Annotated in this window: 25 protein-coding genes; 15 read left to right on the forward strand and 10 right to left on the reverse strand. The window is 71.4% G+C overall.

Annotated features, from left to right (window positions below):
- Positions 1-5: 5 nt before the first annotated feature.
- Positions 6-980 carry a tripartite tricarboxylate transporter substrate binding protein gene (locus tag AACH10_RS13140; protein ID WP_341410879.1) on the reverse strand — a complete coding sequence of 325 codons (975 nt, stop codon included), beginning with the start codon at positions 978-980 and terminating at the stop codon, positions 6-8.
- A gap of 62 nt (positions 981-1,042) precedes the next feature.
- Positions 1,043-1,987, reverse strand: a complete 945-nt coding sequence (locus tag AACH10_RS13145) for a MaoC family dehydratase (RefSeq protein WP_341410880.1) — start codon at positions 1,985-1,987, stop codon at positions 1,043-1,045.
- A 165-nt stretch (positions 1,988-2,152) separates the two neighbouring features.
- Between AACH10_RS13145 and AACH10_RS13150 the strand changes: the two genes are divergently transcribed.
- The 8 genes from AACH10_RS13150 (at position 2,153) to AACH10_RS13185 (ending at position 9,329) form a co-directional block, all read left to right on the forward strand.
- Positions 2,153-3,301, forward strand: a complete 1,149-nt coding sequence (locus AACH10_RS13150) for an acyl-CoA dehydrogenase family protein (protein ID WP_341410881.1) — start codon at positions 2,153-2,155, stop codon at positions 3,299-3,301.
- Positions 3,302-3,338: 37 nt separating this feature from the next.
- Entirely contained in the window at positions 3,339-4,595 is a 1,257-nt protein-coding gene (locus AACH10_RS13155) for an acyl-CoA dehydrogenase (protein ID WP_341410882.1), read from the forward strand.
- A 36-nt stretch (positions 4,596-4,631) separates the two neighbouring features.
- Complete coding sequence (locus AACH10_RS13160; protein ID WP_341410883.1) at positions 4,632-6,701, forward strand: oxidoreductase; 2,070 nt, start codon at positions 4,632-4,634, stop codon at positions 6,699-6,701.
- Complete coding sequence (locus AACH10_RS13165) at positions 6,698-7,624, forward strand: alpha/beta fold hydrolase (RefSeq protein ID WP_341410884.1); 927 nt, start codon at positions 6,698-6,700, stop codon at positions 7,622-7,624. Before AACH10_RS13160 ends, AACH10_RS13165 begins: the two co-directional genes overlap by 4 nt.
- A gap of 77 nt (positions 7,625-7,701) precedes the next feature.
- On the forward strand, positions 7,702-8,085 hold the full coding sequence (locus AACH10_RS13170) for a hypothetical protein (RefSeq protein ID WP_341410885.1): 384 nt from the start codon (positions 7,702-7,704) through the stop codon (positions 8,083-8,085).
- Between the two features lie 106 nt (positions 8,086-8,191).
- Positions 8,192-8,713, forward strand: coding sequence for a DUF6803 family protein (locus tag AACH10_RS13175; RefSeq protein ID WP_341410886.1), 522 nt, complete (start codon positions 8,192-8,194; stop codon positions 8,711-8,713).
- 29 nt (positions 8,714-8,742) lie between these two features.
- Entirely contained in the window at positions 8,743-8,997 is a 255-nt protein-coding gene (locus AACH10_RS13180) for a type II toxin-antitoxin system HicA family toxin (RefSeq protein WP_341410887.1), read from the forward strand.
- A complete protein-coding gene (locus AACH10_RS13185; protein ID WP_341410888.1) occupies positions 8,994-9,329 on the forward strand; it encodes a type II toxin-antitoxin system HicB family antitoxin in 336 nt (111 codons plus the stop codon). The genes AACH10_RS13180 and AACH10_RS13185 overlap by 4 nt, the downstream gene beginning before the upstream one ends.
- 38 nt (positions 9,330-9,367) lie before the next feature.
- Here AACH10_RS13185 and AACH10_RS13190 read toward each other — a convergent pair whose 3' ends face one another.
- Positions 9,368-10,273: a LysR family transcriptional regulator gene (locus tag AACH10_RS13190; protein WP_341410889.1), complete on the reverse strand. Its 906-nt coding sequence runs from the start codon at positions 10,271-10,273 to the stop codon at positions 9,368-9,370.
- Positions 10,274-10,384: 111 nt separating this feature from the next.
- Here AACH10_RS13190 and AACH10_RS13195 point away from each other — a divergent pair, with 111 nt between their 5' ends.
- From AACH10_RS13195 to AACH10_RS13210, 4 genes are read left to right on the forward strand one after another with little or no spacing between them, the layout of a single operon-like run.
- Positions 10,385-11,326, forward strand: coding sequence for a hydroxymethylglutaryl-CoA lyase (locus AACH10_RS13195; RefSeq protein ID WP_341410890.1), 942 nt, complete (start codon positions 10,385-10,387; stop codon positions 11,324-11,326).
- Entirely contained in the window at positions 11,323-12,543 is a 1,221-nt protein-coding gene (locus tag AACH10_RS13200) for a CaiB/BaiF CoA transferase family protein (RefSeq protein ID WP_423228598.1), read from the forward strand. The genes AACH10_RS13195 and AACH10_RS13200 overlap by 4 nt, the downstream gene beginning before the upstream one ends.
- 40 nt (positions 12,544-12,583) lie before the next feature.
- On the forward strand, positions 12,584-13,585 hold the full coding sequence (locus AACH10_RS13205; RefSeq protein WP_341410891.1) for a Bug family tripartite tricarboxylate transporter substrate binding protein: 1,002 nt from the start codon (positions 12,584-12,586) through the stop codon (positions 13,583-13,585).
- Complete coding sequence (locus AACH10_RS13210; RefSeq protein WP_341410892.1) at positions 13,582-15,543, forward strand: aconitase family protein; 1,962 nt, start codon at positions 13,582-13,584, stop codon at positions 15,541-15,543. The genes AACH10_RS13205 and AACH10_RS13210 overlap by 4 nt, the downstream gene beginning before the upstream one ends.
- A 7-nt stretch (positions 15,544-15,550) precedes the next feature.
- On the opposite strand, the gene AACH10_RS13215 is transcribed toward AACH10_RS13210, so the two are convergent.
- The 4 genes from AACH10_RS13215 to AACH10_RS13230 all read right to left on the reverse strand — a co-directional run bounded on the left by AACH10_RS13215 (position 15,551) and on the right by AACH10_RS13230 (position 19,670).
- Positions 15,551-15,955 carry a VOC family protein gene (locus AACH10_RS13215; protein ID WP_341410893.1) on the reverse strand — a complete coding sequence of 135 codons (405 nt, stop codon included), beginning with the start codon at positions 15,953-15,955 and terminating at the stop codon, positions 15,551-15,553.
- 19 nt (positions 15,956-15,974) lie between these two features.
- Positions 15,975-16,811 carry an SDR family NAD(P)-dependent oxidoreductase gene (locus AACH10_RS13220; RefSeq protein WP_341410894.1) on the reverse strand — a complete coding sequence of 279 codons (837 nt, stop codon included), beginning with the start codon at positions 16,809-16,811 and terminating at the stop codon, positions 15,975-15,977.
- A 122-nt stretch (positions 16,812-16,933) separates the two neighbouring features.
- Positions 16,934-18,349, reverse strand: a complete 1,416-nt coding sequence (locus AACH10_RS13225; protein ID WP_341410895.1) for a PEP-CTERM sorting domain-containing protein — start codon at positions 18,347-18,349, stop codon at positions 16,934-16,936.
- Positions 18,350-18,413: 64 nt separating this feature from the next.
- A complete protein-coding gene (locus AACH10_RS13230) occupies positions 18,414-19,670 on the reverse strand; it encodes a hypothetical protein (protein ID WP_341410896.1) in 1,257 nt (418 codons plus the stop codon).
- Between the two features lie 196 nt (positions 19,671-19,866).
- On the opposite strand from AACH10_RS13230, the gene AACH10_RS13235 reads away from it, so the two are divergent.
- From AACH10_RS13235 to AACH10_RS13245, 3 genes are all read left to right on the forward strand, one after another.
- Positions 19,867-20,784, forward strand: coding sequence for a LysR substrate-binding domain-containing protein (locus AACH10_RS13235; RefSeq protein WP_341410897.1), 918 nt, complete (start codon positions 19,867-19,869; stop codon positions 20,782-20,784).
- Positions 20,781-21,854 carry a tripartite tricarboxylate transporter substrate binding protein gene (locus AACH10_RS13240; RefSeq protein ID WP_341410898.1) on the forward strand — a complete coding sequence of 358 codons (1,074 nt, stop codon included), beginning with the start codon at positions 20,781-20,783 and terminating at the stop codon, positions 21,852-21,854. Before AACH10_RS13235 ends, AACH10_RS13240 begins: the two co-directional genes overlap by 4 nt.
- A 137-nt stretch (positions 21,855-21,991) precedes the next feature.
- Positions 21,992-22,795, forward strand: coding sequence for an enoyl-CoA hydratase-related protein (locus AACH10_RS13245; protein WP_341410899.1), 804 nt, complete (start codon positions 21,992-21,994; stop codon positions 22,793-22,795).
- A gap of 97 nt (positions 22,796-22,892) precedes the next feature.
- Here AACH10_RS13245 and AACH10_RS13250 read toward each other — a convergent pair whose 3' ends face one another.
- From AACH10_RS13250 to fdhF, 3 genes are read right to left on the reverse strand one after another with little or no spacing between them, the layout of a single operon-like run.
- Complete coding sequence (locus tag AACH10_RS13250; protein ID WP_341410900.1) at positions 22,893-23,117, reverse strand: formate dehydrogenase subunit delta; 225 nt, start codon at positions 23,115-23,117, stop codon at positions 22,893-22,895.
- A gap of 14 nt (positions 23,118-23,131) precedes the next feature.
- On the reverse strand, positions 23,132-23,986 hold the full coding sequence (fdhD, locus tag AACH10_RS13255; RefSeq protein ID WP_423228599.1) for a formate dehydrogenase accessory sulfurtransferase FdhD: 855 nt from the start codon (positions 23,984-23,986) through the stop codon (positions 23,132-23,134).
- Between the two features lie 5 nt (positions 23,987-23,991).
- Positions 23,992-26,922 (reverse strand): formate dehydrogenase subunit alpha, encoded by a 2,931-nt coding sequence (fdhF, locus tag AACH10_RS13260; protein ID WP_341410902.1) that lies wholly within the window; start codon positions 26,920-26,922, stop codon positions 23,992-23,994.
- Between the last annotated feature and the right edge of the window lie 4 nt (positions 26,923-26,926).

The following is a 26,926-nucleotide window of genomic DNA, read 5'->3' on the forward strand; positions in this document are numbered from 1 at the left end:
GCGCCTCACTCGTTGCTGATCTTGCGCTCGGTGATGATGCGCTTCCACTTGGCCAGTTCGTCGGCCGCCGTCTTGGCCAGCTGGGCCGGCGTGCCGCCCACCCGGTCGATGCCCAGCACCGCCAGCTTGCCGCGCATCTCGGGCTGGGCGATCACGGTGTTCACCGCCGTGTTGAGGCGCTGCACCACATCCGCCGGCAGGCCCTTGGGCCCGAACAGGCCGAACCAGGTGACCGACTCGAAGCCCGGCAGCGTGTCGGCCACCGGCGGCAGTTCGGGCGCCAGCGGGCTGCGCTGCAGCGAGGTGACGGCCAGCGCACGCAGGCGCTTGTCGCGCACGTGCGGCATGCCGGTGGGCAGTGAGTCGAACATCACGTCCAGGTTGCCGCTCACCAGGTCGGGGATGGCCAGCGCCGTGCCCTTGTACGGGATGTGGGTGACGAAGATGCCGGCCTGCGCCTTGAACAGCTCGGCCGTCAGCTGCACGATGGTGCCGTTGCCGCTGGAGCCGTAGTTCAGCCGCCCCGGCTTGGCCCGCGCCAGCGCGATGAAGTCCTTGACGCTGTGCGCCGGCGAGGCGTTGGGCACCAGCATCACGCTGGGCGCGTTGCCCACATGCACGACGGGCGTGAAGTCGCGCACCGTGTCGTAGGGCAGCTTCACGCCCAGCGCCGGCCCGATGGTGTGGGTGCTGGTGGTGGCCAGAAGCAGGGTCAGGCCATCGGCCGGCGCCTTGGCCACGATGTCGCTGCCCAGGCTGCCGCCGGCACCGGGCTTGTTGTCGATGACCACGGTCGCGCCCAGGGCCTCGCCCAGCCGGGTCTGCAAGGCGCGGGCGAACAGGTCGGTGGCGCCACCCGCCGGAAAGGGCACGACCAGGCGGATGGGCTTGGGCTGGCTGTGCGCCGGCAGCCAGGGGGCCAGCGCGGCGGCGCCGGCCGCGGCCAGCAGCAGGGCGCGGCGGGAGGGAAGTCGGTTCATGGCAGGGCGAGGGCGTTCAGGGATGGGGATGGCCCCATCCTATGCCGTCGCTGCCGCCCCGATCAGGCCCGCCAGCCGAAGGCCGCGTGGCTGACCACCACAGTGTCGTCGGCGCCGCCCGGCGTGCCGGTGCGGGCCTCGAACACCAGGCGGCCCGGGCCGTCGTGCCAGCCCAGGATGCGCAGCGTGTCGCCGGGGTACACCGGCGCCGAGAAGCGCGCGCGCAGGCTGGCAAAGCGCGACGCATCACCACCGGCCAGCGCGCGCAGCAGCAGCTGGCCGCAATGGCCGTAGGTGCACAGCCCGTGCAGGATGGGCCGCGGAAAGCCGCCGAAGCGTGCCGCCTCGGGGTCGATGTGCAGCGGGTTGTAGTCGCCCGACAGGCGGTACAGCATGGCCTGCGTGGTGGGGATCACGGCCTGCACCTGCACATCAGAGGCGCGCGCCGGCGGCTCGATCTTCATCGAGCGGGTGAGGCCACGGCCGGTGAAGGGCGCGATGTCGCCCAGCGCCGCCACGCCGCGGCGGAACGAGCCGAACACCATGCGCACGCACAGCCGGCCTTCGGCGTCGTGCGCCTCGCTCTCCACCTCGACGAAGGCGCTGCCCTTGCCGCGCGGGTGCGCCGCCAGCAGGCGCGAGCGCACCTGCACCGTGCCTTCCAGCGGCAGCGGGGCCAGCAGCTCCAGCTGACGCTCGGCGTCGATCATCAGCGGGCCGGGTGAGGGCGGCAGCGCCGCCGGATCGAGCTGCAGGCCCAGGCTGCCCCAGCGGATGGCGAAAGTGGGAAACACCGCGAATTCGGGGTGGCCTTCGTAGACATAGCGCAGGTCCGGCGCCGCGCCGGGTGTGCCGGTGCTGCCCGGCAGGCCGATGCCCAGTGCATACAGCAGCACGCTGCGGCGGGTGTAGCTCAGCGGCACCGGTGCGCTCCAGGCGCCGGGTTCGTCGCCCTGCAACAGGGCTTCGGGGTGGTAGGTGGCCATGGGGTCGTGCTTGTAGGGCATGGGCTGCAGACCGGCTGTGCCGCAGGCGACAGGCGGCCGCGGATGCCGCCCGGATGCCGCCACATTCGTCCCTTCCGACGATTTGCGGCCGCCGTCACGCGCAGCACCATGCCGGCAGGCGGCCCTGTGCCGGGGCCGGGCATCGGTTGGCATCAAGGGACGGCCATGGACTTCGACTTCTCCCCCGATCAGCGTGAACTGCAGGCGCAGGCGCGCCGCTTCCTGGCCGACCAGTGCGGCCGCGCCCAGGTGCGCGCGGTGCTGGACGGCCCGCAAAGCTTCGACGCCGCGCTGTGGAAGGGCCTGGGGGCGCAGGGCTACCTGGGCGCTGCCATCCCCGAGGCCTATGGCGGCATCGCCGAAAGCGACGGCCTGGCCGACGGCGTGCTGGCCCAGTGCGTGATCGCCGAGGAACTGGGCCGCGCGATCGCGCCGGTGCCCTTTGCCAGCAGCATCGGCCTGGCGGCTCCGCTGATCCTGGCCGCCGGAACGGAGGCGCAGAAGCAGCGCTGGCTGCCCGCGCTGGCCAGCGGCGAGGTGATCGCCACCGTGGCCTGGGCCGAGAAGCCGGGGCGGCTGGATGCGGCGCAGGTGGCGGGTTGCGCGGTGCGCGGCGGCAAGCTGTCGGGCACCAAGCAGCCGGTGGCCGATGGCGACATCGCGCAGCTGCTGATCGTGGCCGCGCGCGGCGAGGCCGACACGGCCGGCAACTACAGCCTGTGGCTGGTGCAGGCCGCCGCTGCCGGCATAACCCGCACCACGCTGAGCAGCGTGGACCTCACCCGCAGCCAGGCCCGCATCACGTTCGACGGCGCCAGTGCCGAGTTGCTGGGCACGCCCGGCCAGGGCGCCGCGCTGCTGGATGCGGCCCTCGACCGCGCCGCCGTGCCGCTGGCCTTCGAGCAGGTGGGCGGCGCCGACAAGGCGCTGGAGACCGCCGTGGCCTACGCGCAGGAGCGCTACGCCTTCGGCCGGCCCATCGCCACGCAGCAGGCCATCAAGCACATGCTGGCCGACATGTACGTGTCGGCCACGCTGGCGCGATCGAACGCCTACTACGGCGCCTGGGCGCTGAGCACGCAATCGGCCGAGCTGCCCGAGGCGGCCGCCACCGCGCGCGTGGCCGCCACGCAGGCCTACCAGCACTGCGCGCGCAACAACCTGCAGACGCATGGCGGCATGGGCTTCACCTGGGAGTTCGACTGCCACCTGCACTACCGCCGCTCGCAACACCTGGCGCTGGCGCTGGGCCCCCTGAGCCAGTGGGAAGACCGGCTGGTCAACGCGCTCAAAGCACGGCGCGCTGCAGCCTGATTTCAATCCAACGCACCCCAGACACGGAACCCCAGCGATGAACTTCGACGACACCCCCGAAGAAGCCGCCTTCCGCGCCGAGGCGCGCGCCTGGATCGCCGCCAACGCCCCGGACAACCTGAAGCCGCAGCTGGAACTGGCCGGCTTCGGCCAGCCCGCGCTGACCAGCGGCGACGTGATCGCCGAATCCAAGGCCTGGCAGAAGAAGAAGGCCGAGGCCGGCTGGGCCTGCCTGCATTGGCCCAAAGACTACGGCGGCCGCGGCGCCACACCCATCCAGCGCGTGATCTGGCAGCAGGAGGAAGGCGTGTACGCCAAGCTGGCCGGCGTGTTCATCATCGGCCAGGGCATGATCGCGCCCACGCTGATGGCCTATGCCGCCGAGGACCACAAGCGCCGCTTCCTGCCGCCGCTGGCCTCGGGCGAGGAGATCTGGTGCCAGCTGTTCAGCGAGCCGGTGGCCGGCTCCGACCTGGCCGGCCTGAGAACCAAGGCCGAGAAGGATGGCGACGACTGGATCATCAACGGCCAGAAGATCTGGACCAGCGGCGCGCACTACTCCGACCACGGCATGATCCTGGTGCGCACCGATCCCGGCGTGGCCAAGCACGACGGCCTGACCATGTTCTTCCTGGACATGAAGAGCCCGGGCGTGGAGGTGCGGCCGATCAAGCAGGTGAACGGCCAGAGCGGCTTCAACGAGGTGTTCTTCACCAACGTGCGCGTGCCCGATCACCAGCGCCTGGGTGGTGTGGGCCAGGGCTGGCGCGTGTCGCTCACCACGCTGATGAACGAGCGCCTGTCCATCGGCGCCGGCATGCCCACGGGCTTTCCGGAGCTGTTCGACTGGTGCTGTGAATTCGAGACCGGCGAGGGCAAGGCCGTGGACGACCCTGCCGTGCGCAGCCGCCTGGCCACCTGGGCCGTGCGCACCAGCGGCCTGAAGTACACGGCCTACCGCAGCATCTCGGCCCTCAGCAAGGGCCAGGAGCCGGGACCGGAGAACTCGATCGGCAAGCTGGTGGCCGGCAGCACGCTGCAGGAGATCGCGCAGTTCGCGCTCGACCTGCAAGGCCCCGCCGGCATCCTGATGGGCGACGACCAATCCGAGGCCGCCGCGCGCTTCCAGGCCATGCTGCTGCGCTCACCGGCCACGCGCATCGAGGGCGGCACCGACGAGATCCTGCGCAACATCATCGCCGAGCGCGTGCTGGGCCTGCCGGCCGACTTGCGCGCGGATCGCGGACTGCCGTTCAATCAGATCCCGACCGCGGCCACAGCCAAGAAGCGCTGAACACCCATTTCCATCCTTGAAGAGAAGTCGCTCAAGATGACTGCCATCACCCAAGCTGAAGCCACCGCCCTGCCCGGCCTCACCCGCTACCCGCATGTGTTCGAACCGCTCGACCTGGGCTTCACCCGGCTGAAGAACCGCATCCTGATGGGCTCGATGCACACGGGCCTGGAAGAGGCCGCCGACGGCTACCCGCGCATGGCCGAGTACTACGCCGAGCGCGCGCGCGGCGGCGTGGGCATGATCATCACCGGCGGCATCTGCCCCAACCTGGAAGCCGGCCGTGGCAGCAAGCTCAGCACGCCCGAAGAGGCCGCGCAGCACCAGCTGATCACCGACGCCGTGCACCAGGCCGACCCGGATGTGAAGATCTGCCTGCAGATCCTGCACACCGGCCCGCTGGCCGGCAACCCGGATTGCGTGGCGGCCTCGGCCGTGAAATCGCGCATCGGCCGCCACACGCCGAATGCGCTGGACGAGGCCGGCATCGAGAAGCAGCAGGCCGACTTCGTGCAATGCGCGCGCATGGCGCAGTTGGCTGGCTACGACGGCGTGGAGATCATCGGCTCGGCCGGCTACCTGATCAGCACCTTCCTGGTCCAGAAGACCAACCTGCGCACCGACCAGTACGGCGGCCCGTGGGAAAACCGCATGCGCTTCGCGGTGGAGGTGGTGCAGCGCGTGCGCGAAGCGGTGGGCCCGAACTTCATCGTCGTGTTCCGCATCTCGGCGATGGACATGCTCGATGGCGGCCTGGCCTGGGACGAGGTGGTCTCTCTCGGCAAAGCCATCGAGGCCGCCGGCGCCAACATCATCAGCACCCACTTCTGCTGGCACGAAGCACCGGTGCCCACCATCGCCACGATGGTGCCGCGCGCGGCCTTTGCGCAGGTGACCGGCCGGCTGAAGAAGCACCTCAAGGTGCCGATGATCACCAGCAACCGCATCAACATGCCGCAGGTGGCCGAAGAGGTGCTGGCGCGCGGCGATGCCGACCTGGTGTCCATGGCCCGGCCGATGCTGGCCGACCCCGATCTGGTGACCAAGGCGCTGCAGGGACGCGAGGACGAGATCAACACCTGCATCGCCTGCAACCAGGCCTGCCTGGACCACACCTTCGGCGGCAACCAGGAGGTGAGCTGCCTGGTGAACCCGCGCGCCTGCCACGAGACGCTGCTGCAGTACCTGCCGGTGAAGGCCGGCAAGCGCGTGGCCGTGGTGGGCGCCGGCCCGGCCGGCCTGGCTTATGCCACGGTGGCCGCCCGCCGCGGGCATCAGGTGACGCTGATCGACACCGCGGCCGAGATCGGCGGCCAGTTCAACCTGGCCAAGCGCATCCCCGGCAAGGAAGAGTTCCACGAGACCCTGCGCTACTTCCGCCGTCAGATCGAGCTGCTGGGCATCACGCTGCGGCTGAACACCAAGGCCACGGCTCAGGCCCTGAAAGACGAAGGCTTCGACACCGTGGTGGTGGCCACCGGCATCACGCCGCGCACGCCCCAGATCGACGGCATCACCCACGCCAAGGTGGTGCCCTACATCGACGCCATCCTGGGTCGCAAGCCCATCGGCAAGACGGTGGCCATCCTGGGCGCCGGCGGCATCGGCTTCGACGTGGCCGAGCTGATCACGCACGAGGGCACCTCGGCAGCGCTCGACATCTCCACCTTCGCGCGCGAATGGGGCATCGACTTCGTCAACCACCCGCGCGGCGGCGTCACCGGCGTGCAGCCGCAGGTGGCCAAGAACGACCGCACCGTGTACCTGATGCAGCGCAAGGCCGATGCGCTGGGCAAGAACCTGGGCCGCACCACCGGATGGACGCACCGCATGGTGCTGGGCCGCCGCGGCGTCAACATGGTGGCCGGCGTGGAGTACCTGAAGATCGACGACGCCGGCCTGCACACGCGGGTGAACGGCGAGCCGCGGCTCTTCGAGGTGGACACCGTGATCCTGTGCGCCGGCCAGACGCCGCTGCGCACGCTGCACGATGAGCTGCTGGCGCTGGGCGTGAACTCGCAGCTGGTGGGCGGTGCGTTTGAAGCATCCGAGCTGGATGCCAAGCGCGCGATCAAGCAGGCCAGCGAGATGGCCGCCCTGGTGTGAACACGCCGCAGCTGATCCACGTCGACGCCAACGGCCTGCGCCTGGCCGCGTGGGAGTGGTTTGCCGAGCAGCGCGGCAAGGCACCGCCGCTGCTGTTCGTGCACGCCACCGGCTTCCACGGCCGGGTGTGGGACCAGGTGATCCACCACCTCACGGCCAGCCTGCCGCAGCCGCGTCACATCGTCGCGCTGGAACTGCGCGGCCACGGCCGCAGCGCATTACCCACGCACCTGCCGGGCGGATTGCCCTTCATGGGCTGGAGCGACTTCGGCCGTGACGTGGCGCTTGCCGCCCGCGCGCTGGGCCTGGAGCGCGCCGTGGGCATCGGCCACAGCATGGGCGCGCACAGCCTGATCCAGGCCGCGGCCTTCGAGCCCAGCCGCTTCGGCGCGCTGGTGACGATCGACCCGGTGCTGTTCGAGCCCGAGGCCTATCACCGCATGGACGCGTTCGATGCCGTGGCCGCGGCCAAGCATCCAGCCGCCTCGCGCAAGAACCATTTCACCTCGCCCCAGGCCATGGCCGAGCGCTTTGCCGATCGCGTGCCCTATGCCCGCTTCGACCGCCAGGCGCTGCGCGACTACTGCGAGCACGCACTGAAACCGGTGATCGACGCCCAGGGCCACCACCAGGGCTACGAACTGTGCTGCGCCCCGCTCACCGAGGCCATGATCTACAGCAGCGCGCACTTCAACGCGAGCATCTACGCCAGCATCCGCGCACTGCACATCCCGGTGCGCGTGGTGCGCGTGCGCGACCGCGATCCATCGGTGCTGCCCTTCGACCCGCTGGGCTCGCCCACCTGGGCTGGGCTGGCCGCCGAGTTCCGCCACGGGCACGAGGTGCATCTGGCCGATTGCAACCACCTGATGCCGATGGAAGAGCCGGCGCGGGTGGCGGGCTTGGTGCGCGAGATGCTGTGAGTCGGCGGCACTTGCCGCAGATCAAGCCGCGTGCCGGCGGCCCGGTCGTAAGCTGAAGGCTGTCCACGCCGCTCGCCATGCGCCCGCTCTTCCATCTTGTGCTGCACGCCCTGCTGGCCATGCTGCTGCTGGCAGCGGGATCGGCCTCGGCCGCATCGCACAGGCATGGCGCGGTGCAGGACGCCACACCCGTGGCGCTGGCCGCCGAGGCGCGCCCCGCGGCCCCGCACGCCGCCTGCGACCCCCATCGCCACACCGGCAGCGCCATGGCCACGCATGGCAGCACGCCGCGCTGCAGGCAGGCCTGCCTGGCGCTGTCGGCCGGTTTCGCGGCCGTGCTGCCGGTGCAGGTGCCCGCGCTGTGGCTGGCCCATGGCGCCAGCGCGCGGCTGGATGCGCAGCCCACGCTGCCCCCGGGCCGCGTGGTGATGCCTGAGCGCCGCCCGCCCCGGGCCATCTGAGCGCCCTGCCCCGGCCCGCGGCCGGAGCCCCTCTCTCTCACACCGCTTTCCGGCGCCCGCCGTTCGGCCCGCCGTGCCCTCTTCCGTTCCTGCGAGGAACCCGATCATGAACATGACCCATTACATGCAACTGCTGGCCGACAACCAGCCCTGGAACCTGCTGCTCTTCATGGTGGTGCCGGTGCTGCTGGCCGAGACCGTGGCCGTCACCGAGCTCTTCGTGCTGCTGCGCCGTGGCGCGGCCGGCGCGCTGGCGCAGATCAACCGCGCGGCCAGCATCCTGGGCGGCCTGTACTTCGTCGGCGTGTTTGTCTGGCTGATGGCACACGCCGTGCTGCCACTCACCCGCGACGGCGGCTGGCGCGGCCCGGCCGATGTGATCGCCGTGGGCTTCTACCTGGCGGGCGTGCTGCCGCTGGGCGCCATGGCGCTGATCGACCTGGGCCTGGTGGGCCGGCGCTGGACCACCGAGCAGCGCCTGGCACGCCACGCCGTGTGCGTGGCCATCTTCCTGGTGGTGGCCCACATCGCGATGATCTTCGGCATGCTGGATCCCACGCTGATGTGGAACGACCCGGCCTCGATCCACGCACCACAGGGCGGACATGCCGGGCATGCCACGCCTTGATTGATAGCACTTCGCGATATCATACTGCTGTGAACGCTCGTCACCGCAAGACGCTGGCCTCGATCTTCGCCAAGCCCACCTCGGCATCCATCGTCTTTTCGGACATCGAAGCGCTGATCAAGGCGCTGGGAGGCGCCGTGACAGAGCGCGAAGGCTCGCGTGTGAAGATCGAACTGGCCGGGCATCAGTGGCGCTGCCATCGGCCGCATCCCGGCAAGGAAGCCAAGCGGTACCAGGTGGAAGAAGCGCGAGAACTGCTGGAGCGCGCAGGAGTGACCCCATGAACACGATGAGCCACGGCGGCTACACGGCCCGGATCGAGTTTGACGAGCGTGATGGCATCTTCGTCGGTCGCATCCTGGGCCTGCGCAGCATCATCAGCTTTCACGGCGAGACGGTGACCCAGTTGCGGCGCGAGTTCGCCGCTGCGGTGAAGGACTATTTGCGCGACTGCGAGGCACAGGGCCTGGCGCCCGAGAAGCCCGCCTCAGGCAAGCTGCTGCTGCGTGTGCCGCCCGAGGTGCACAGCCGCGCCCTTGTGGCCGCCCAGGCCAAGGGCAAGAGCCTGAACCAGTGGGCCACCGAGGCGATCCAGCGCGCCGTGGCCGAAGGCTGAAGCCCGCTCGCACGCCGATCGCCAGCTCGGTGGCGGGTTCACCCACCCTCCCCCGCCACCGCCTGCAGATGCGCCACCATCGCCCTCGCCGCGGGTGACAGCAGCGCCTCGCCACGGCCCACCACGACGAAGCGGCGTCGGGCCCAGTCGTCGCTCAGCGGCACCAGGGCCAAGCGTCCGGCGCCGGCGTGGGGCACGGCCGATTCGCGCGGCAGGATGGCGAGCCCTAAGCCCACGGCCACGATGCGGCAGGCGGCGTCCATGCTCGACACCTGGATGCGGTGCACCAGGCTGCGCCCCAGCAGCGCGGCGTGGCGCTGCATCAGCCGCTCCATCATGCCGGCGGTGGCCACACCCACCGAGTGCTGGTCCAGCGTCTCGGCAAAGCTCAGTTGGCTGCGCCGTGCCAGCGGGTGGCCGGGCGCCATCGCCACGCACAGCTGGTCACCGCGGTAGGGCCAGGCCTGCAGGCCCTGCAGGTCGGCCGCATCCCACATCACGCCGAGGTCGGCCGCGCCCTCGCGCAGGCTGCGCGCGATGTCGGCGCTGTTGCGCTCGTCCAGGCTCACCTGCAGCGTGGGGTGCTGGGCCAGGAAGCGGGCGATGTCGTCAGGCAGCTGCTCGGCCAGCACCGACGGGCTGGCCAGCACGCGCACGCTGCCCTGAACCCCCTGGCCGAAGGCGCCCAGTTCGGCGCGCACGCGCTGCATGCCCGACAGCCACTCGCGCGCGCCGGCCAACAGCGCATGGCCGGCCGGCGTGGGCAGCACGCCGCGGCGCTGGCGCTGCAGCAGCGGCACGCCGGCGTCTGCTTCGAGTGCGGCAATGCGCTTGCTGAGCGCCGAGGGCACCAGCGCATGGCGCTCGGCGGCGCGCGCCAGGCTGCCCTCCTCGCACACGGACACGAACAGCTGCACCGAGACGGCATCGAAGGGACGGTTCATTGGGGGTCTGGATTGCGACATGCTGAAATGGCCAAGACGTTCCTGATTGGAACGTCAACGCTGAAAATTTGCCACCCAGGATTCCGATCGGAACGTCTAGAGTGTGCGGCCATGACGTCTTCCTCCACCCCTGTTTCCCCGTCGGTCTCGGTTCGCGAAGTGGGCCTGCGTGACGGCCTGCAAAGCATCGCCCGCACCGTGCCCACCGCCACCAAGCTCGATTGGCTGCGCGCCGCCCATGCCGCCGGCCTGCGCGAGATCGAGGTGGGCTCCTTCGTGCCCGCCCGGCTGCTGCCGCAACTGGCCGACACGGCCGAGCTGGTGGCCGCCGCGCGCGCCCTGCCCGGACTGACCACCTCGGTGCTGGTGCCCAACCTGAAGGGCGCGCAAGCCGCGCTGGATTCGGGGGCAGATCTGATGCTGCTGCCGCTGTCGGCCAGCCATGCCCACAGCCTGGCCAATCTGCGCAAGACACCCGACGAGGTGGTGGCCGAGATCGCCCGCATCCGCGCCGCACGCGATGCGGCCGGCAGCCGCTGCAAGCTGGAGGTCGGCATGAGCACCGCGTTCGGCTGCACGCTGCAGGGCGAGGTGGCTGAAAGCGAGGTGCTGCGCCTGCTGCAGGCCGTGCTGGACGCCGGCGCCGACGTGGTGGGCCTGGCCGACACCGTGGGCTACGCCAACCCGCTGCAGGTGCAGCGCCTGTTCGAGCGTGCCCGCGCCGTGGCCGGCGATCGCCTGGGCTGCGCGCACTTCCATGACACGCGCGGCCTGGGCCTGGCCAATGCCTACGCGGCCTGGCAGACGGGGGTGCGCCAGTTCGACGGCTGCGTGGGCGGCATCGGCGGCTGCCCGCATGCGCCCGGCGCCAGCGGCAATGTGGCCACCGAAGACCTGGCCTGGCTGTTCGCCAGCATGGGCGTGGCCACCGGGCTGGATTTCAACGCGCTGATCGCGCTGCGCGCGCGCATTGGCCAATGGCTGGAAGGCGAGGCGCTGCATGGCGCGATCTGGCGCGCTGGCCTGCCCAAGAATTTGAAGGAGGCTGCATGAACGCGCCCGAGAAGATGTCTGTGCAAGCCGCCGCGCCGCAACCCCTGGCAGGACTGAGGGTCGTTGAATTCACCCACATGGTCATGGGCCCCACCTGCGGCATGGTGCTGGCCGACATGGGTGCCGAGGTGATCAAGGTCGAGCCCATCGATGGCGAGGGCACGCGCCGCCTGCTGGGCGCCGGGGCCGGCTTCTTCCCGATGTTCAACCGCAACAAGAAGAGCATCGCGGTGGACCTGAAGCAGGCCGACGGCGCCGAGGTGGCGCGCCGCCTGGCGCTCAGCGCCGACGTGGTGGCCGAGAACTTCAAGCCCGGTGCGCTGACCAAGTACAGGCTCGACTACGCCAGCCTGTCCGCGCGCAATGACCGGCTGATCTACGTCAGCCACAAGGGCTTTCTGCCCGGCCCCTACGAGCACCGCACCGCACTCGACGAGGTGGTGCAGATGATGGGCGGCCTGGCCTACATGACCGGCCGGCCGGGTGATCCGCTGCGCGCCGGCACCAGCGTCAACGACATCATGGGCGGGCTGTTCGGCGCCATCGGCGCTTTAGGCGCCCTGATCCAGCGCGGCATCACCGGCCGCGGCATGGAGGTGCAGAGCGCGCTGTACGAGAACAACGTGTTCCTGATGGGCCAGCACATGCTGCAGTACGCGATGACCGGCCGCCACCCACAGCCCATGCCCGCGCGCGACAACCCCTGGGCCGTGTACGACGTGTTCACCGTGAAGGACGGCGAGCAGATTTTCCTGGCCGCGGTGAGCGATGCGCAGTTCGCCACCTTCTGCGATGCGCTGGACCTGCCCGACCTGAAGGCCGACCCCCAGCTCGCCACCAACAACCAGCGCGTGCAGCGGCGCCCGCAGCTGCTGGCCACCTTGCGTGAGCGCCTGGCCCACCGCCCCGCCGCCGAGCTGGCCGACATCATGGAACGCGCCGGCCTGCCCTTCGCGCCGATCCGCCGGCCCGAAGACCTGTTCGACGACCCGCATCTGAACGCCACCGGCGGCCTGGCCGATGTGGAACTGCCCGACGGCGCCGACGCCGGCCGCACTGTGAAGACCACGCTGTTCCCGATCACCATGGACGGCCAGCGCCTGGGCGTGCGCCTGCAGCCGCCCCGCTTTGCCGCCCACACCACCGAGTTGCTGGCCGGCCTGGGCTATGCGGCCGACGAGATGGCCGACCTGCGCCAGCGCAGCGTGGTCGCCTGACGATTCCGATCCCACAACACCACCGATACGGAGACACGCCATGACGCAGACCCTGAAGACCACGCGCCGCGCCACCCGTCGCGCGATCACCCTGGCCCTGCTGTCGGCCGCCGCTGCCGCGCTGGCCCCGGCCACCGCGCTGGCACAGAGCGATGCCAAGCCCATCCGCTTCGTGCTGCCCAATGCCACCGGCTCGGGCGTGGACGCCATCACCCGCGCCGCCCAGCCGGCGCTGGCCAAGGCGCTGGGCCGGCCGGTGGTGGTGGACAACCAGCCGGGCGCGGGTGGCATCGTGGGCCTGCAGGCCATCGCCCGCTCGGCGCCCGATGGCAGCACGCTGGGCGTGGTGTCCAACAACGTGGTGATCTTTCCCAGCGTGTTGAAGAGCATGCCCTTCGACATCCCCGGTGACTTCACGCCCATCGCCGTGGTGGGCTCGACGCCGGTGGTGCTGGTGGTCAATGCCAAGGTGCCGGCGGCCAATGCCAAGGAGTTCGTGGCCCTGCTGCTGCAGCGCAAGGGCGACCTCACCTATGGCTCGGGCGGCAACGGCACCATCCTGCACCTGGCCGGCCAGCAGTTCCTGGAAGAGAGCCACACCACGGCGCGCCACATCCCGTACAAGGGCGTGGGTCCGATGGTCACCGACCTGATCGGCGGCCAGATCGACTTTGCCGTGGTGGCCCTGCCCAGCGTGCAGCAGCACCTGGCCTCGGGCGCGCTGAAGGCCATCGGCATGGGCACGGCCCAGCGCGTGGCCGCCGCGCCCAACATCCCCACGATGACCGAGCAAGGCCTGCCGGGCTATGTGGTGGAGGCCTGGTTCGCGGTGATCGGCCCCAAAGGCCTGCCCGCCGCCGAGGTGCAGCGCGCGCACGCCGCCGTGGTGGCCGCCTTCAACGACCCGGCCACCAAGGAGGCCATGGCCAAGCAGGGCAATGTGATCAACGTGGGCGCGCCGGACAAGGCCATGCCCTTCTTCCGCGCTGAACTGGCCCGCTATGCGCAGCTGGTGAAGAAGGCGGGCGTCGAGGCGCAGTGACCGAACCCGCTTCCAACGCCGCGCCGTGGCTCAGCGGCCGCCGTCTCTACCTGACGAAAGACGCGTCCACGCTGCAGGCCCAGCTGGCTGGCACGCAGCTCACGCTGGCCAGCGCCGGTGCGCTGCGCGATGACATCTCCACCGACGAGATCTCGCCGCTGGCCGCGATGGTGAACTTCGACGCCGAACTGGGCCGTTACGCCCACACCGGCTTCACCGCCGCCGACGGCACGCGGCCCATCGGCAAGAACGCACTGCGCGATGCCGCGCCGGTGGTGCTGGTGGGCGGCCGCCGCTACGGCAAGGGCAGCTCCCGAGAGCACAGCCCGCTGGCCGAAGTGTCGGCCGGCGTGCGCCTGGTGTTCGCCGAGAGCTTCGAGCGCATCTACCGCCAGAACGCCGACAACCTGGGCCTGATCACCAGCACCGACCTGGGCCTGCTGACGCGGCTGGAACGCGGCGAGCCGGTGACGCTGGACCAGTTTCTGGCCGGGCGCGATGCGCAGGCCGCGGCCATCCTGCGTGCCGGCGGCTTGCTGGCCTACGGGCTGGGCCATGCCGATGCTCAACCCGCGCCCGGACCGGAAGAGGCCGACCGGCCGCGCACGCTGTTCGAGAAGATCGTCGCGCGCCACCGCGCCACACCGGGCTTCGTGCGCGCCGACCTGCGCTTCATCCACGAGTACTACACCGGCATGTGCCACCACCTGCTGGCCGGGCAGTTCGGTGAAGCCTACCGGCTGCACGACGCGTCCCGTATCGTCTGCTTCGAAGACCACCTGAGCTATGTGCACCGCAGCCCGCTGCACCTGGGCCAGGGCCTGGTGGGTGGCGTGCGGCGGCTGCAGCGCGCGCACCGTGATTTCGTGGCCCGGCACGGCCTGGTGGACCACGGCCCGCTGGGGCCCGACCAGCAGGCCGCGGACGCCGACGGCGGCTCGCAAGGCATCTCGCACGCCATGGTGGCCGAGCGCTACGCCCTGCCCGGCCAGCTGATCGTGGGCACCGACTCGCACACGCCGCACAGCGGCGCGCTGGGTTGCGTGGCCTTCGGCGTGGGCAGCACCGACATGGCCAATGCCTTCGCCACCGGCGCGGTGCGCTTTGCCGCCAGCCCTGAGGTGCTGCGCATCGAGGTGGATGCGCCGCTGCCCGCCGGCGTGAGCGCCAAGGACCTGGTGCTGCACCTGCTGGCCCTGCCCGCGCTGCGTGCCGGGGCTGGCGTGGGCCGGGTGTTCGAGTTTGGCGGGCCGGGCGTGCGCGCCTTGTCGATCGACGAGCGCGCCACGCTGACCAACATGACGGCCGAACTGGGCGGCTTCACCGGCATCGTCGAGCCCGACGCCGAGACGCAGCGCTTTCTGCGTGAACGGCGCGGCGTGGACTTCCACATCGAGCCGTGGATGGCCAGCGACCCCGGCGCGCGCTATGCCGAGGTGATCACCGTGGATGCCGCGGCCTTGTCAGCGGTGGTGGCCCGGCCGGGTGATCCGGGCCGCGGCGTGCCGCTGGCCGACCTGCCGATGACCGAACGGCCGCACGTGGACATCGGCTATGGTGGCTCGTGCACCGCCGGCAAACGCGAGGATTTCGCGCAGTACCACGCCGTGCTGGCCTGGGCCGCTGCCCGCGGCCTGCGCGTACCCGACGGCACGCGGCTGTACCTGCAGTTCGGCACCGCCGACGTGCGTGACTGGTGCGCCGCCCAAGGCTGGCTGCCGGTGTTCGAGGCCGTGGGCGCCGAGTTGCTGCAGCCCGCCTGCGGCGCCTGCGCCAACTGCGGGCCGGGCTCGTCGGAGCGCGCCGATCAGGTGACGGTGAGCGCGATCAACCGCAACTTCCCTGGCCGAAGCGGCCCCGGCGGTGTGTGGCTGGCCAGCCCGGCCACCGTGGCGGCCAGCGCCATCGCCGGCACGCTGCTGTCGTTCGACGAACTGCAGCAGCGCAACCCGGGCTGAGGCTGGGTCAACCCACCTGGAGAAACTCCACCCAGTTGCCATCCGGGTCCTCGACCATCGCGATTGACACGCCCGGCCGGATCTCGCGCGGCTTCATCGCCACCTTGTGGCCGGCGGCGGCGCAGGTGGCCACCATCTCGGCCAGGTTGCTGACCGTGATGGTGAAGTAGCGGTAGCCCGAGGCGCCCTGGATGCCGCCCGGCGCGGCCTGGGCCGGCAGGCTGGGCACGGCCACCAGCTTGATCAACGTGTCGCCGCACATCAAGCGGTGCATGGTGCCGTCGCCCACCGGCATCGGGATGCTGGCCTTGAACTCCAGGCCCAGCACATCGCGGTAGAAAGCCAGCATGGCCTCGCCGTTGGTGGTGACGATGCCGAGATCGATGCCCGGCTTGGTGATCTGAACGCCCATGGTGCTTGTCTCCTGTGGATCAGACTGCGGTTTGGCCGGTCAGTTGTCGTGTGACGGGATGCGAACTCGACAGGCCGCCGTCCACCACCAGTGCCTGGCCGTTGACGTAGCTGGACTGATCGCTGGCCAGGAACAGCGCGGCATTCGCCAGCTCATCGGGCTGGGCCGCGCGGCGCAGCGGGTTCAGGCGCCCCAGCTTGTGGGTGACGCCCTTGTCCTTGGCGTAGTCGAAGGTGGGCTGGGTCATGCCGGTCTCGGTGAGGCCGGGGCAGATGGCGTTGACGCGCACGCCGGCCTCGCACAGCTGCTGCGCGCCCACCGTCACCAGGTTGATCACGCCGGCCTTGCTGGCCGAGTAGGCCGGCCCGCCCGCGCCCGAGCGGATGCCGGCCACGCTGGCCGTGCAGATGATGCTGCCGCCACGGCCGGCATCGGCCATGACCTTGCCGGCGTGCTTGATCATCAGCCAGGGGCCGATCAGGTTGACGCGCAGCACCTCGGTCCACAGGTCCACCGTGGCGTCGAAGATGCCGGCCATGCCGCCTGAGATGCCGGCGTTGGCGAACGCGATGTCGAGCTGGCCATAGGCCTCTTGCGCGGTGGCCACCAGGCGCATCACGTCGGCTTCGTTGCCCGCGTCGATCTGCAGCGCCACGGCCTGGCCGCCGGCGTCGATCACCTGCCGGGCGGTGGCGTGCACGGCCTCGGTCTTGTCGCCCAGCACCAGGCGCGCGCCTTCGGCGGCAAACAGCCGCGCCGCGGCGCGGCCGATGCCTGAGCCGGCACCGGTGATCAGGGCCACGCGGCCTTGCAGGCGGCCGCCCGCGTTGGGGGCAGAAACGGGGGTGGGGGTCATCGGCACTCCGGCAGTCGGTCCACAGATCAGGACGATCGGCCGATTGTGGGCAGCCCGCCTGCCCCGCGCTGCCCCCTACCGGACAGCCGCGCCCGCTGTCACGCCGTCATGCCGTCACGCCGTCATGCCGCGCGGCGCCGGGCGGCACCCGCCACGCCGGCCAGGCCCAGCAACCACAGCGCCACGGTGCCGGGCTCGGGCACCGGCGCGCTGAAGCCCAGCTGGTCGCTGGCCACGCGCTGCAGCAGCAAGGCCTCGGCCGAGGACAGGCCCAGGTCGCGCGCCGCGATCTCGGCCGCGCCGAAGCGCGCCGGATCCTGCCCGGTCAGCGTGCCGAACAGCGTGAGTGCGCTGAGGTACGAGCCCGCCACGCTGGCGTGCGTGCCGTCGTTGAACCACAGGTCGATCAAGCCGTCGGTGGCGGCTGAGGCGCCGTACATGTCGCGCGTGGCCACGCCGCTGGTCACCGCGCGCAGAAAGGCCTGGCCCACCGGCGCGATGCCGGCAAAGCCGCCGCTGCCGTCGTTGTCGGCCACGTCCACGGCGCGCAGGTAGGCGGCGGTGTTGTCGGCGGTCATGGCCTCCAGCGAGTCGTAGTACGAGCGGGCCGGGCTGTTCAGGTCATAGAGTGCATTGCCGGTGCGCGGGTCGATGGTGTTGGTGCCCGGCGCGTTGATGATGTTGGGCCGCGCCCAGGGCTGCATCAGCCAGATCTGCGCGTTGGCATTGGCATTGCCGTTGGCGACGATGTTGCGCGTGGTGCTGTTGCTGCATGACGCGGTGCTGCCGCCGGCCGCCACGCAGTTGGCCACGCTGCCGTACAGGCCCTCGTACAGCCCGCGCTCGGTGTAGCTGAGCGCGGTGCCCTGGTGCACCCAGTTCTCGATCACGTTGGCGTAGGCCGTGAACGCCGGGTTGTTGGAGCCCAGCGCCACGCCGTTCACCGTCTTGGGCGACAGCGCCTCGTCGCTCTGCTCCTGCAGCACCACCTGGTCCCACTTCTGGCTGCCGATGTTGCCGCGCAGGTCCCAGTTGCTGTTGGCGGTGTTCAGGAACTGTCCGCGCAGCGAGGCGGCATTGCGCGTGGACAGCGAGACGTCGTAGTTCAGCCCGGCCTGCACCGTCAGCTGCTTGAAGATGCCGGGCACGCCACCCCAGGCCACCGTCTGGCTGTGCGGCGAGTACGAGGTGAACTCGGCGCCGGTAGCCGGGTTGATGGTGCCCGCCGGGTACGAGTTGGTGCCGGTGAGGTTGGTGAACGGCGCACCGGTGGTGAAGGCCAGCGCCGGATCGCGCCCGCCGTTCAGCGCGCCCTGCGGCTGGGTGAGGTCGTGCACATTGGCCGCGTTGTAGGTCAGCACCGGGTTCAGGCGGCCGAAGGTGTAGCTGTTGCCGACGAACAGCAGCTTGATCGGCTCGCTGCTGGCCGCATGGGCCATGCCGGGCAGCAAGGTCAGGCCGACAGCGGCGGCGCAGGCCAGCGCGGTGAGCGAGCGGCGCAGCGGGCTGCGGGCGCGTACGGGGTGGATCGGGTGCATCGTTGTCTCCTTCGGGCTGTGGTTGTGGTTGGTGTGGTCGCTGCGGCCATCGCGTGTCAGCGCATCAGCGCGGCGGCACGCGCTGGCTCAAGGGCGGCGGCTGCCAGCCGGGCAGCCAGCGGCAGTCGCCGGCAAAGCGGCTGCGCAGGGCCTCGCAGCGTGCGGCCAGGGCGGCCTCGCGGGGGCGCTGACCGGTGGCGGCCCAGTCCAGCAGCGCCTCGAGCAAGGCGGGGTAGACCGGGTCGGCCAGGTAGCTGTGCTCGGCATGGTCGGTGTAGACCTGCAGCAGCCGGTCGGCACGGCCGGCGCGCGCCATCGTGCGGCCGAACTCGCCCGACAGCTCGACAAAGGCCACCGGGTCCTGGCGCGCATGCACGGTGATCACCGGGCGGTCGATGGCGCCGGTGGGGTCGGTGTCGTCGGCGAAGGTGCGCACGGCCGCGGGGTCGGCGCGGTAGCGCAGCACGCCGGCGTTCAGCGCCGCGTCGTCGGCCGAGCCGCTGTAGCGCACGCCCTCGTTGCCGAACACCGGGCGGTCGCCGCTGCGCTGGTGCGCGATGTCGGCAAAGTGGAAGGTGGCCCAGTTCAGGTGGCCCAGCACGCTGCGCTCGGGGATGCGGATCACGTCCACCAGGGTCTTCAGCCGCTGGGCCTGCTCGGGCGTGCGCTGCGCCGCCGGCAGGCCCAGCCCCAGGCAGTTGCGGGCGCGCGCGGCCAGGTCGGCGGCGGTCATCGTGCTGCCGGCCGGCAGGCCCATCCACAGCGGGTAGGCCGGCTCGTCGGGGCGTGGGTGGTTGGCGCACAGCTGCTGGTAGACCACGCGCAGGTCGAGCCGGAAGTCGTAGCTGCGCGTGCCGCCGGCCAGCACACCGCTGGTGAGCAGCACGGCGTCGTAGCGGGCGCCGGCGCGCTCGGCCAGCTTGGCGGCCACGCTGGCGCCCCAGCTCTGGCCGTGCAGCACGGTGCGCTGCGGCTGCGCCACCTGGGCCACGAAGATGCGGCGCGCGCGCTCGGTGTCGTCGCCCGCGGCGCGCACCTGCACCCCGCCCTGGGCGTAGCTGCTGCCCACCCAGGCATGGCCGGCCTTCACCACGATGGCCCAGCGCTGCAGGTCCTCCAGCGTGCGGTCGGCCCGCGGCGCGCCCAGCAGCGGCCCGCCGTGTGCATGCACCACCAACACGCCGCTCCAGGCCGGCGGCACGGCGGCCAGCACATGGGCGCCGGCGCTGTCGCGCCCGGCCAGGCAGCGCGTGCCGGCCGGCAGTTCGGCCGGGCAGGCGGTGGGCTGCAGCGCCGGCTCGGTGGCGGCAGCTGCCGCCACCGCGCTGGACGCGACATTCGGCGCCGGGGTGCTGCAGGCGCTCAGCCAGGCCAGGGCGGCCAGCGCCAGGCCAGCGCCGATCCAACGGGGGAGACAGGGACGGGGAACACGCGGTGTCGAGGGCATCTGCGGATGGTGGCCAGCCGTCGTCATAGCGTCAAATACCATCCAACACCGGAATCAATACGTTCACCATATGGATCTGCGCCAGCTGCGCTACTTCGTCGCCGTGGCCGAGGCCGGCCACATGACCCGCGCCGCCGCCACGCTGGGCCTGCAGCAGCCGCCGCTGAGCCAGCAGATCCGCGCCATCGAGGGCGCGCTGGGCACGGCGCTGTTCCTGCGCCATCCGCGCGGCGTGGCCCTCACCGATGCCGGCCGCGAGCTGCTGCCGCGCGCGCGCCGCGTGCTGGCCCTGCACGGGCAGCTGATGGACGACATGCAGCGCGTGGCCGCCGGCACCGCCGGCGTGCTGGACCTGGGCCTGACCAGCTCGGCCGCGGCCCATGCCTTCACGCCCACGCTGCTGCGCGACTGGCGCCGCGCCCACCCGCAGGTGCAGCTGCGCCTGAGCGAGGCCACCGCCGCCGAGCTCACCGAGCGCCTGGCGGCCGGCAGCCTGCATGCGGCCTTTCTGCGCGTGCCGGTGGCCACGCCGCCCGGCCTGCAGTTCGACACCCTGCTCACCGAGCCGGCCATGCTGGCCCTGCCGATCGACCATGCGCTGGCCCGCCGCTACGGCCGCGGACAGCCCGTGCCGCTGGAGGCGCTGGCCGGCGAGCGCCTGATCCTGGCCCGCCGCCCCGGCGCACCGGGCCTGTATGCCAACCTGCTGCGCCAGCTGGAGCAGCGCGACATCACGGTGCAGGTGGTGGCCGAGGTCGAGCGCATGCTCACCAACCTGAACCTGGTGGCCGCCGGCGAGGGCCTGTCGGTGGTGCCGGCCTCGATGACCGGCGTGCACACCGAATCGGTGGCCTACCGCGCGCTGCCACCCGACCAGCCGCTGGACGCCCCGCTGACCCTGGTGCACCGGCCGGCCGAGGCCTCGCCACTGCTGCAGCGCTTTTGCCGCAGCGCCTGCGAGACGGCGCAGGCCTGGGCGACAACGTGAGCGTCCTCTCACCACCTGCGGAAAGCGCCAAACGGCGGCCCACGCGGCGCCGCGCGCTGGGCCTGGCGCTGGGCGGCCTCATCGGCGCGCGGACAGCCCCTGCGCTTGCGGTCACCACCTCGCCCGGCCCTGCCACACCCGGCCTCACTGCAGCTGCCAGCAACGCCGCAGCCTGGCCGCAGCGCCCGCTGCGCCTGCGCTCGGCCTACCCGGCGGGCGGCGTCAGCGACGAGGTGCTGCGCGCGCTGGCCGCCCGGCTGGCGCCGCGCCTGGGCGTGCCGGTGCTGGTGGACCACCTGCCCGGCGCCGGCGGCGCGCTGGCGATGGACTGGCTGGCCCATGCCGAGCCCGATGGCCAGGCGCTGGTGTTCAGCGCCACCAGCCCGCTCACCGTCTCGCCGCACCTGGGCCGGCTGCGCTACGACCCGTTGCGCGACATCCAGCCGCTGTTCGCGGTGATGGCGGTGCCGCTGCTGGTGGTGGGCACGCCCGCGCTGCGCGCCGCCACGCTGGCCGAGGCCCTGCGCCTGCCGGGGCCGCTGCGCTGGGCCAGCTCGGGCCTGGCCACCAGCGGCCACCTGGCGCTGGAGGCCGTGCGCCTGGCCAGCGGCGCGCCCATCGTGCACGTGCCCTACAAGGGCGGCGGCCAGCAGATCAGCGATGCGCTGGGCGGCCAGTTCGAGCTGTTGTCCAGCAACGTGGCGGCGGCCCAGCTGGCCCTGGTGCGCCAGGGCCGGCTGAAGGCCCTGGCCGTGGGCGCGGACAGCCCGCTGCCCAGCCTGCCCGGCGTGCCCACGCTGGCCCAGGCCGGCTACCCCGAGGCCAACCTGGGCTCCACCTTCGGCCTGTTTGCGCCCGGCGGCACGCCGGCACCGCTGCTCGACGCCCTGCACCAGGCCCTGGCCGCCACCACCGCCGACGAGGCCTGGCGCCAGCGCCTGATCGCCGCCGACAACCTGCCGCTGCAACTGGGCCGCGCCGCCTTCACCGCGCGGGTACAGGCCGAGTGGCGACAGCGTGGCGCGCTGGTGCGCCGGCTCGGGCCCGCACTCGACGAGGCGCGCAGCTGATGCCGCACCGCACACCGGCGTCCTTCGCGTGACAGCCGCGCCGCGAGGGCACACTTACCCTGGCCGGCCGTGGCCGCAGCGCCCCTGAACGCATTCCACCGACACCCCGCGGCCGCGCGCCGCCCAGGAGACCCGCGATGAGCACCCAGCCCAGCTTCGAGACCATCCGCCTTGCCGTCGACGGCGCGGTGGCCACCCTCACGCTGAACCGCCCCGAGCGCCTGAATGCCGCGCCGCCGCAGATGTTCGGCGAGATCCGCACCGCACTGCAGTGGCTGCCCGGCAGCGGCGCCCGCGTGCTGGTGATCACCGGCGAAGGCCGCGCCTTCTGCAGCGGCGCCGACCTGCAGGGCCGCGCACTGGCCGGCAACCTGACCCGCGGCGCCGGCGCCTTCAAGGCCCTGACCGAGCAGTACGGCCCCACGATGCTGGCGCTGGCCGAGCTGCCGATGCCGGTGATCTGCGCCGTCAACGGCGTGGCGGCCGGCATTGGCGCCTCGCTGGCGCTGGCCGGTGACTTCGTCGTCGCGGCCAAGGCGGCGTACTTCCTCGAGGCCTTCGTCAACATCGGCCTGGTGCCCGATGGCGGCGCCACCTGGATGCTGCCGCGCCTGGTGGGCAAGGCCCGCGCCATGCAGATGATGATGCTGGGCGAGCGCATCCCGGCCGAGCAGGCCGAAAGCTGGGGCCTGATCTACAAGGCCGTGGACGATGCCGAATTCCAGGGCCAGGTGGCCGCGCTGGCCCAGCGCCTGGCCAACGCCCCCACGCTGGCGCTCGGCCTGATCCGCAAGGGCGTGGCGCGCTCGCTGCAGCAGACCTATGCCGAGACGCTGCAGATGGAAGCCGCCCACCAGCATGTGGCCGGCGACAGCGCCGATGCCGCCGAGGGCGGCGCCGCGTTCCTGGAAAAGCGCAAGCCGGTCTTCAAGGGGGAATGAGGCACCCGGCCTGGCGGGTACGCCAGGCCACCCGCCGGGCGGGTGGCGCGGGCCTGCTTGGGGCGGCCCGGCGCTGGCCCGCGTGGCGCACGTCAGTTCACGCCAGCACCTCCGGCTTGGCCGCCAGCGCCTCGGCCACCAGCGGCCGCAGGCCTTCGGCCCGGCCGCTGGCGATGGCATCGCGCAGTTCATGCCGCATGCGCGGCTCCCAGAACTTGCGGATGTGACCGCTGATGCCGTCGATGGCTTCCTGCCGGTCGGGCATGGCTTCGAAGAACTGGCCGATGCGGTTGGCCATCAGCACCAGGTTATCCAGGTCCATCGCGTGTCTCGGCGTCAAAGGTCGGGGGTGGTCGGGCCCAGGGCGGGCAGGCCCAGGCGCTCGCTGAAACTGTAGGCCACCAGGTCGTCGCCGCGCACAAAGCCGGCCAGCAGCAGGCCGCAGCCGCGCGCGGTGTCCACGGCCAGCGCGGTGGGCGCCGACACGGCGGCCAGCGCCGCTACACCGGCGCGCGCGGTCTTCTGCACCATCTCGAAACTGGCGCGGCTGGTGATGCAGAGGAAGCCCTGCGCCCGCTCTTGCGCCGGCACCGCCTGCGGCCCGCGCTGCAGCGCGCCCACCAGCTTGTCCAGCGCGTTGTGGCGGCCCACGTCCTCGCGCACCACGCGCACCGTGCCATCGGTCGCACACCAGGCCGCGGCATGGGTGGCGCCGGTGCTGTGCTGCAGCACCTGCCACTGGCGCAGATCACGCTGCGCGCGGCCGAAGGCGGCGGGGTCGAAGGCCACGGCCGGCAGCATGGGCAGCACCTGGCGCACCTGGGCCAGGCTGTCGGTGCCGCACAGGCCGCAGCCGGTGCGGCCGGCCAGCGTGCGACGGCGCTCCTTCAGCCGCCATTCGCAGGCGGCAGCCACGTCCAGCCGCAGCTCGATGCCATCGGCCACGCGCACCTCGTCCACGCCGTACAACTCGCCGGCATGGTCCAGCAGGCCTTCGGTGAGGCCGAAGCCGAGGGCGAAGTCGGCCAGGTCCATCGGCGTGGCCAGCATCACCGCATGCGTGATGCCGTTGAACACCAGGGCCACCGGCAGCTCCTCGGCCAGCGCATCGGCCTGCGGCGCGGCGGCGCCGTCGCGCCGGGCCACCACCTGGGCCAGGCGGGCACCGGCGGGCGGCAGCGGGGCGTCCATGGGCTTCACTTGGCGGTCACCGGGTGATGTGCGCCGCCCTTGGCCGCCGGGTGGTGCGCCTGCTCAGCCAGCGACAGCTGCGTGCGGTTGAAGTCCGCGTACTCCGTCTGCCAGGCCGACGGCTGCATCACCTTGCTCACCTGCACCGCCGTCACCTTGTACTCGGGGCAGTTGGTGGCCCAATCGGAGCTGTCGGTGGTGATGACGTTGGCGCCGCTCTCGGGGAAGTGGAAGGTGGTCCACACCACGCCGGGCTGCATGCGCTCGGTCACACGCGCGCGCTGCACGGTCTGGCCGGCACGGCTGCTGATGCCCACCCAGTCGCCATCGGCGATGCCGCGCGCCTCGGCGTCGTGCGGGTGGATGTCCAGCCGGTCCTCGTCGTGCCACTGGTTGTTGGGCGTGCGCCGCGTCTGCGCGCCCACGTTGTACTGGCTTAAGCATCGGCCGGTGGTCAGCAGCAGCGGGTAACGCTGCGTCACCTTCTCGTCGCTGGGCACGTACTGGGTGTTGAAGAAGCGGCCCTTGCCGCGCACGAAGCGCTCGCGGTGCATGATGGCGGTGCCGGCTTCGTCCGTGCTCTCATTGCACGGCCACTGCACGCTGCCCAGGCGCTCGATCTTGGCGTAGCTCACGCCGGCGAAGCTGGGCGTCAGCGCGGCGATCTCGGCCATGATCTGTTCCGGATGCTCGTAGTGCATCGGGTAGCCGAGTGCGGTGCTGAGCTTTTGCGTGACCTGCCAGTCAGCCAGGCCGGCCAGCGGCGGCATCACCTGGCGCACGCGGCTGATGCGCCGCTCGGCATTGGTGAAGGTACCGTCCTTTTCCAGGAAGCTACTGCCCGGCAGCAGCACATGGGCGTACTTGGCGGTCTCGTTCAGGAAGATGTCCTGGACGACGATGCATTCCATCGCCTCCAGCGCCGCCTGCACATGCTGGGTGTTGGGATCGCTCTGCGCGATGTCCTCGCCCTGGCAATACAGGCCCTTGAAGCTGCCCGACAGCGCGGCGTCGAACATGTTGGGAATGCGCAGGCCCGGCTCGGGGTCCAGCGTGACGCCCCAGGCGGCTTCGAACTGGCTGCGCACCGTGGTGTCGCTGATGTGGCGGTAGCCCGGCAGTTCGTGCGGAAAGCTGCCCATGTCGCAGCTGCCCTGCACATTGTTCTGGCCGCGCAGCGGGTTCACACCCACGCCATCGCGCCCCACCATGCCGCAGGCCATGGCCAGGTTGGCGATGCCGATGACCATGGTGCTGCCCTGCGCATGCTCGGTGACGCCCAGGCCGTAGTAGATGGCCGAGTTGGGGCCCTGCGCATACAGGCGCGCGGCAGCGCGGATCTCGGCCGCCGGCACGCCTGTCGTGGCCTCGAACGCCTCGGGCGAGTTCTCGGGCCGGGCGACGAAGGCGCGCCAGTCGTTGAAGCTCTTGCTGTCGCAGCGCTCGGCCACATAGGCCTCGTTGACCAGGCCTTCGGTGACCACCACATGCGCCATGGCCGTGATCACCGCCACATTGGTGCCGGGCTTGAGCGCCAGGTGGTGGTCGGCGCGCACATGTGGCGCATCCACCAGGTCGATGCGGCGCGGGTCGATGACGACCAGGCGCGCCCCAGGATGCTCAGCTGAACCACGCAGACGCCGCTTCATGCGCGACGCGAACACCGGGTGCGCATCGCTGGGGTTGGCGCCGATGACCACGATCACGTCGGCCTGCGCCACGCTCTTGAAGGTCTGCGTGCCGGCCGAGGTGCCGAAGGTCTGGCCCATGCCGTAGCCGGTGGGCGAATGGCAGACGCGGGCGCAGGTGTCCACGTTGTTGGTGCCGAAGGCTGCGCGGATCAGCTTCTGCACCAGGTACACCTCTTCGTTGGTGCAGCGGCTGCTGGTGATGCCGCCCACCGAATCCTTGCCGTGCTTCGCCTGGATGCGCTTGAACTCCGCCGCAGCGTGACCGATCGCCTCGTCCCAGCTCACCTCGCGCCAGGGGTCGGTGATCTTGGCGCGGATCATGGGCTTGGTGATGCGGTCCTTGTGCGTGGCATAGCCCCAGGCGAAGCGGCCCTTGACGCAAGAGTGACCTTCGTTGGCCTTGCCGTCCTTCCACGGCGTCATGCGAACGACCGTCGTCCCTTTCATCTCCGCCTTGAAGCCGCAGCCCACGCCGCAGTAGGCGCAGGTGGTGACCACGCTGTGCTCGGGCTGGCCGAGCTCGATGACGCTCTTTTCCTGCAGCGTGGCCGTGGGGCAGGCCTGCACGCAGGCGCCGCAGCTGACGCAGTCGCTCTGCATGAAGCTGCCGCCCTGCCCTGCCGTGACGCGGCTGTCGAAGCCGCGGCCCGAGTTGGTCAGCGCAAACGTGCCCTGCACTTCCTCGCAGGCACGCACGCAGCGGTTGCAGACGATGCACTTGGACGCGTCGTACGTGAAATAGGGGTTCGATTCGTCCTTGGCGTCGGCGCAGTGATTTGCACCCGTCACACCGGCCACGGCCTGGCCGGCATTGCCGTAGCGCACGTTGCGCAGGCCCACCACGCCGGCCTGGGTCTGCAGCTCGCAGTCGCCATTGGCGCTGCAGGTCAGGCAGTCCAGCGGGTGGTCGCTGATGTAGAGCTCCATCACGTTGCGGCGCAGGCGCTGCAGCGTGGGCGTCTGCGTGCGCACCACCATGCCGGGCTCGCACGGCGTGGTGCAGCTGGCCGGCGTGCCCTTGCGGCCGTCGATCTCCACCAGGCACAGCCGGCAGGAGCCAAAGGGTTCCAGGCTGTCGGTGGCGCACAGCTTGGGCACCTGGATGCCGGCCTCGACCGCGGCGCGCATCAGCGAGGTGCCGCGCGGCACGCTGACGGTGTGGCCATCGATCTGCAGGCTGACGGTCTCGGCAGATTCGCGCGCCGGCGTGCCGTGGTCGATCTCGGGGGCGTGGTGGTGCAGCATGGTG

Origin of the sequence: Pseudaquabacterium inlustre, from assembly GCF_038066595.1 — a bacterium.
Lineage (GTDB): Bacteria > Pseudomonadota > Gammaproteobacteria > Burkholderiales > Burkholderiaceae_C > Pseudaquabacterium > Pseudaquabacterium inlustre.

What these genes read in the sequence shown, in the direction of transcription:
- AACH10_RS13140 (WP_341410879.1), bottom strand. Translation starts at nt 980, where the DNA reads ATGAACCGACTTCCCTCCCGCCGCGCCCTGCTGCTGGCCGCGGCCGGC.
- AACH10_RS13145 (WP_341410880.1), bottom strand. Translation starts at nt 1,987, where the DNA reads ATGCCCTACAAGCACGACCCCATGGCCACCTACCACCCCGAAGCCCTG.
- AACH10_RS13150 (WP_341410881.1), top strand. Translation starts at nt 2,153, where the DNA reads ATGGACTTCGACTTCTCCCCCGATCAGCGTGAACTGCAGGCGCAGGCG.
- AACH10_RS13155 (WP_341410882.1), top strand. Translation starts at nt 3,339, where the DNA reads ATGAACTTCGACGACACCCCCGAAGAAGCCGCCTTCCGCGCCGAGGCG.
- AACH10_RS13160 (WP_341410883.1), top strand. Translation starts at nt 4,632, where the DNA reads ATGACTGCCATCACCCAAGCTGAAGCCACCGCCCTGCCCGGCCTCACC.
- AACH10_RS13170 (WP_341410885.1), top strand. Translation starts at nt 7,702, where the DNA reads ATGCGCCCGCTCTTCCATCTTGTGCTGCACGCCCTGCTGGCCATGCTG.
- AACH10_RS13175 (WP_341410886.1), top strand. Translation starts at nt 8,192, where the DNA reads ATGAACATGACCCATTACATGCAACTGCTGGCCGACAACCAGCCCTGG.
- AACH10_RS13185 (WP_341410888.1), top strand. Translation starts at nt 8,994, where the DNA reads ATGAACACGATGAGCCACGGCGGCTACACGGCCCGGATCGAGTTTGAC.
- AACH10_RS13190 (WP_341410889.1), bottom strand. Translation starts at nt 10,273, where the DNA reads ATGAACCGTCCCTTCGATGCCGTCTCGGTGCAGCTGTTCGTGTCCGTG.
- AACH10_RS13195 (WP_341410890.1), top strand. Translation starts at nt 10,385, where the DNA reads ATGACGTCTTCCTCCACCCCTGTTTCCCCGTCGGTCTCGGTTCGCGAA.
- AACH10_RS13200 (WP_423228598.1), top strand. Translation starts at nt 11,323, where the DNA reads ATGAACGCGCCCGAGAAGATGTCTGTGCAAGCCGCCGCGCCGCAACCC.
- AACH10_RS13205 (WP_341410891.1), top strand. Translation starts at nt 12,584, where the DNA reads ATGACGCAGACCCTGAAGACCACGCGCCGCGCCACCCGTCGCGCGATC.
- AACH10_RS13215 (WP_341410893.1), bottom strand. Translation starts at nt 15,955, where the DNA reads ATGGGCGTTCAGATCACCAAGCCGGGCATCGATCTCGGCATCGTCACC.
- AACH10_RS13220 (WP_341410894.1), bottom strand. Translation starts at nt 16,811, where the DNA reads ATGACCCCCACCCCCGTTTCTGCCCCCAACGCGGGCGGCCGCCTGCAA.
- AACH10_RS13225 (WP_341410895.1), bottom strand. Translation starts at nt 18,349, where the DNA reads ATGCACCCGATCCACCCCGTACGCGCCCGCAGCCCGCTGCGCCGCTCG.
- AACH10_RS13235 (WP_341410897.1), top strand. Translation starts at nt 19,867, where the DNA reads ATGGATCTGCGCCAGCTGCGCTACTTCGTCGCCGTGGCCGAGGCCGGC.
- AACH10_RS13245 (WP_341410899.1), top strand. Translation starts at nt 21,992, where the DNA reads ATGAGCACCCAGCCCAGCTTCGAGACCATCCGCCTTGCCGTCGACGGC.
- AACH10_RS13250 (WP_341410900.1), bottom strand. Translation starts at nt 23,117, where the DNA reads ATGGACCTGGATAACCTGGTGCTGATGGCCAACCGCATCGGCCAGTTC.
- fdhD (WP_423228599.1), bottom strand. Translation starts at nt 23,986, where the DNA reads ATGGACGCCCCGCTGCCGCCCGCCGGTGCCCGCCTGGCCCAGGTGGTG.
- fdhF (WP_341410902.1), bottom strand. Translation starts at nt 26,922, where the DNA reads ATGCTGCACCACCACGCCCCCGAGATCGACCACGGCACGCCGGCGCGC.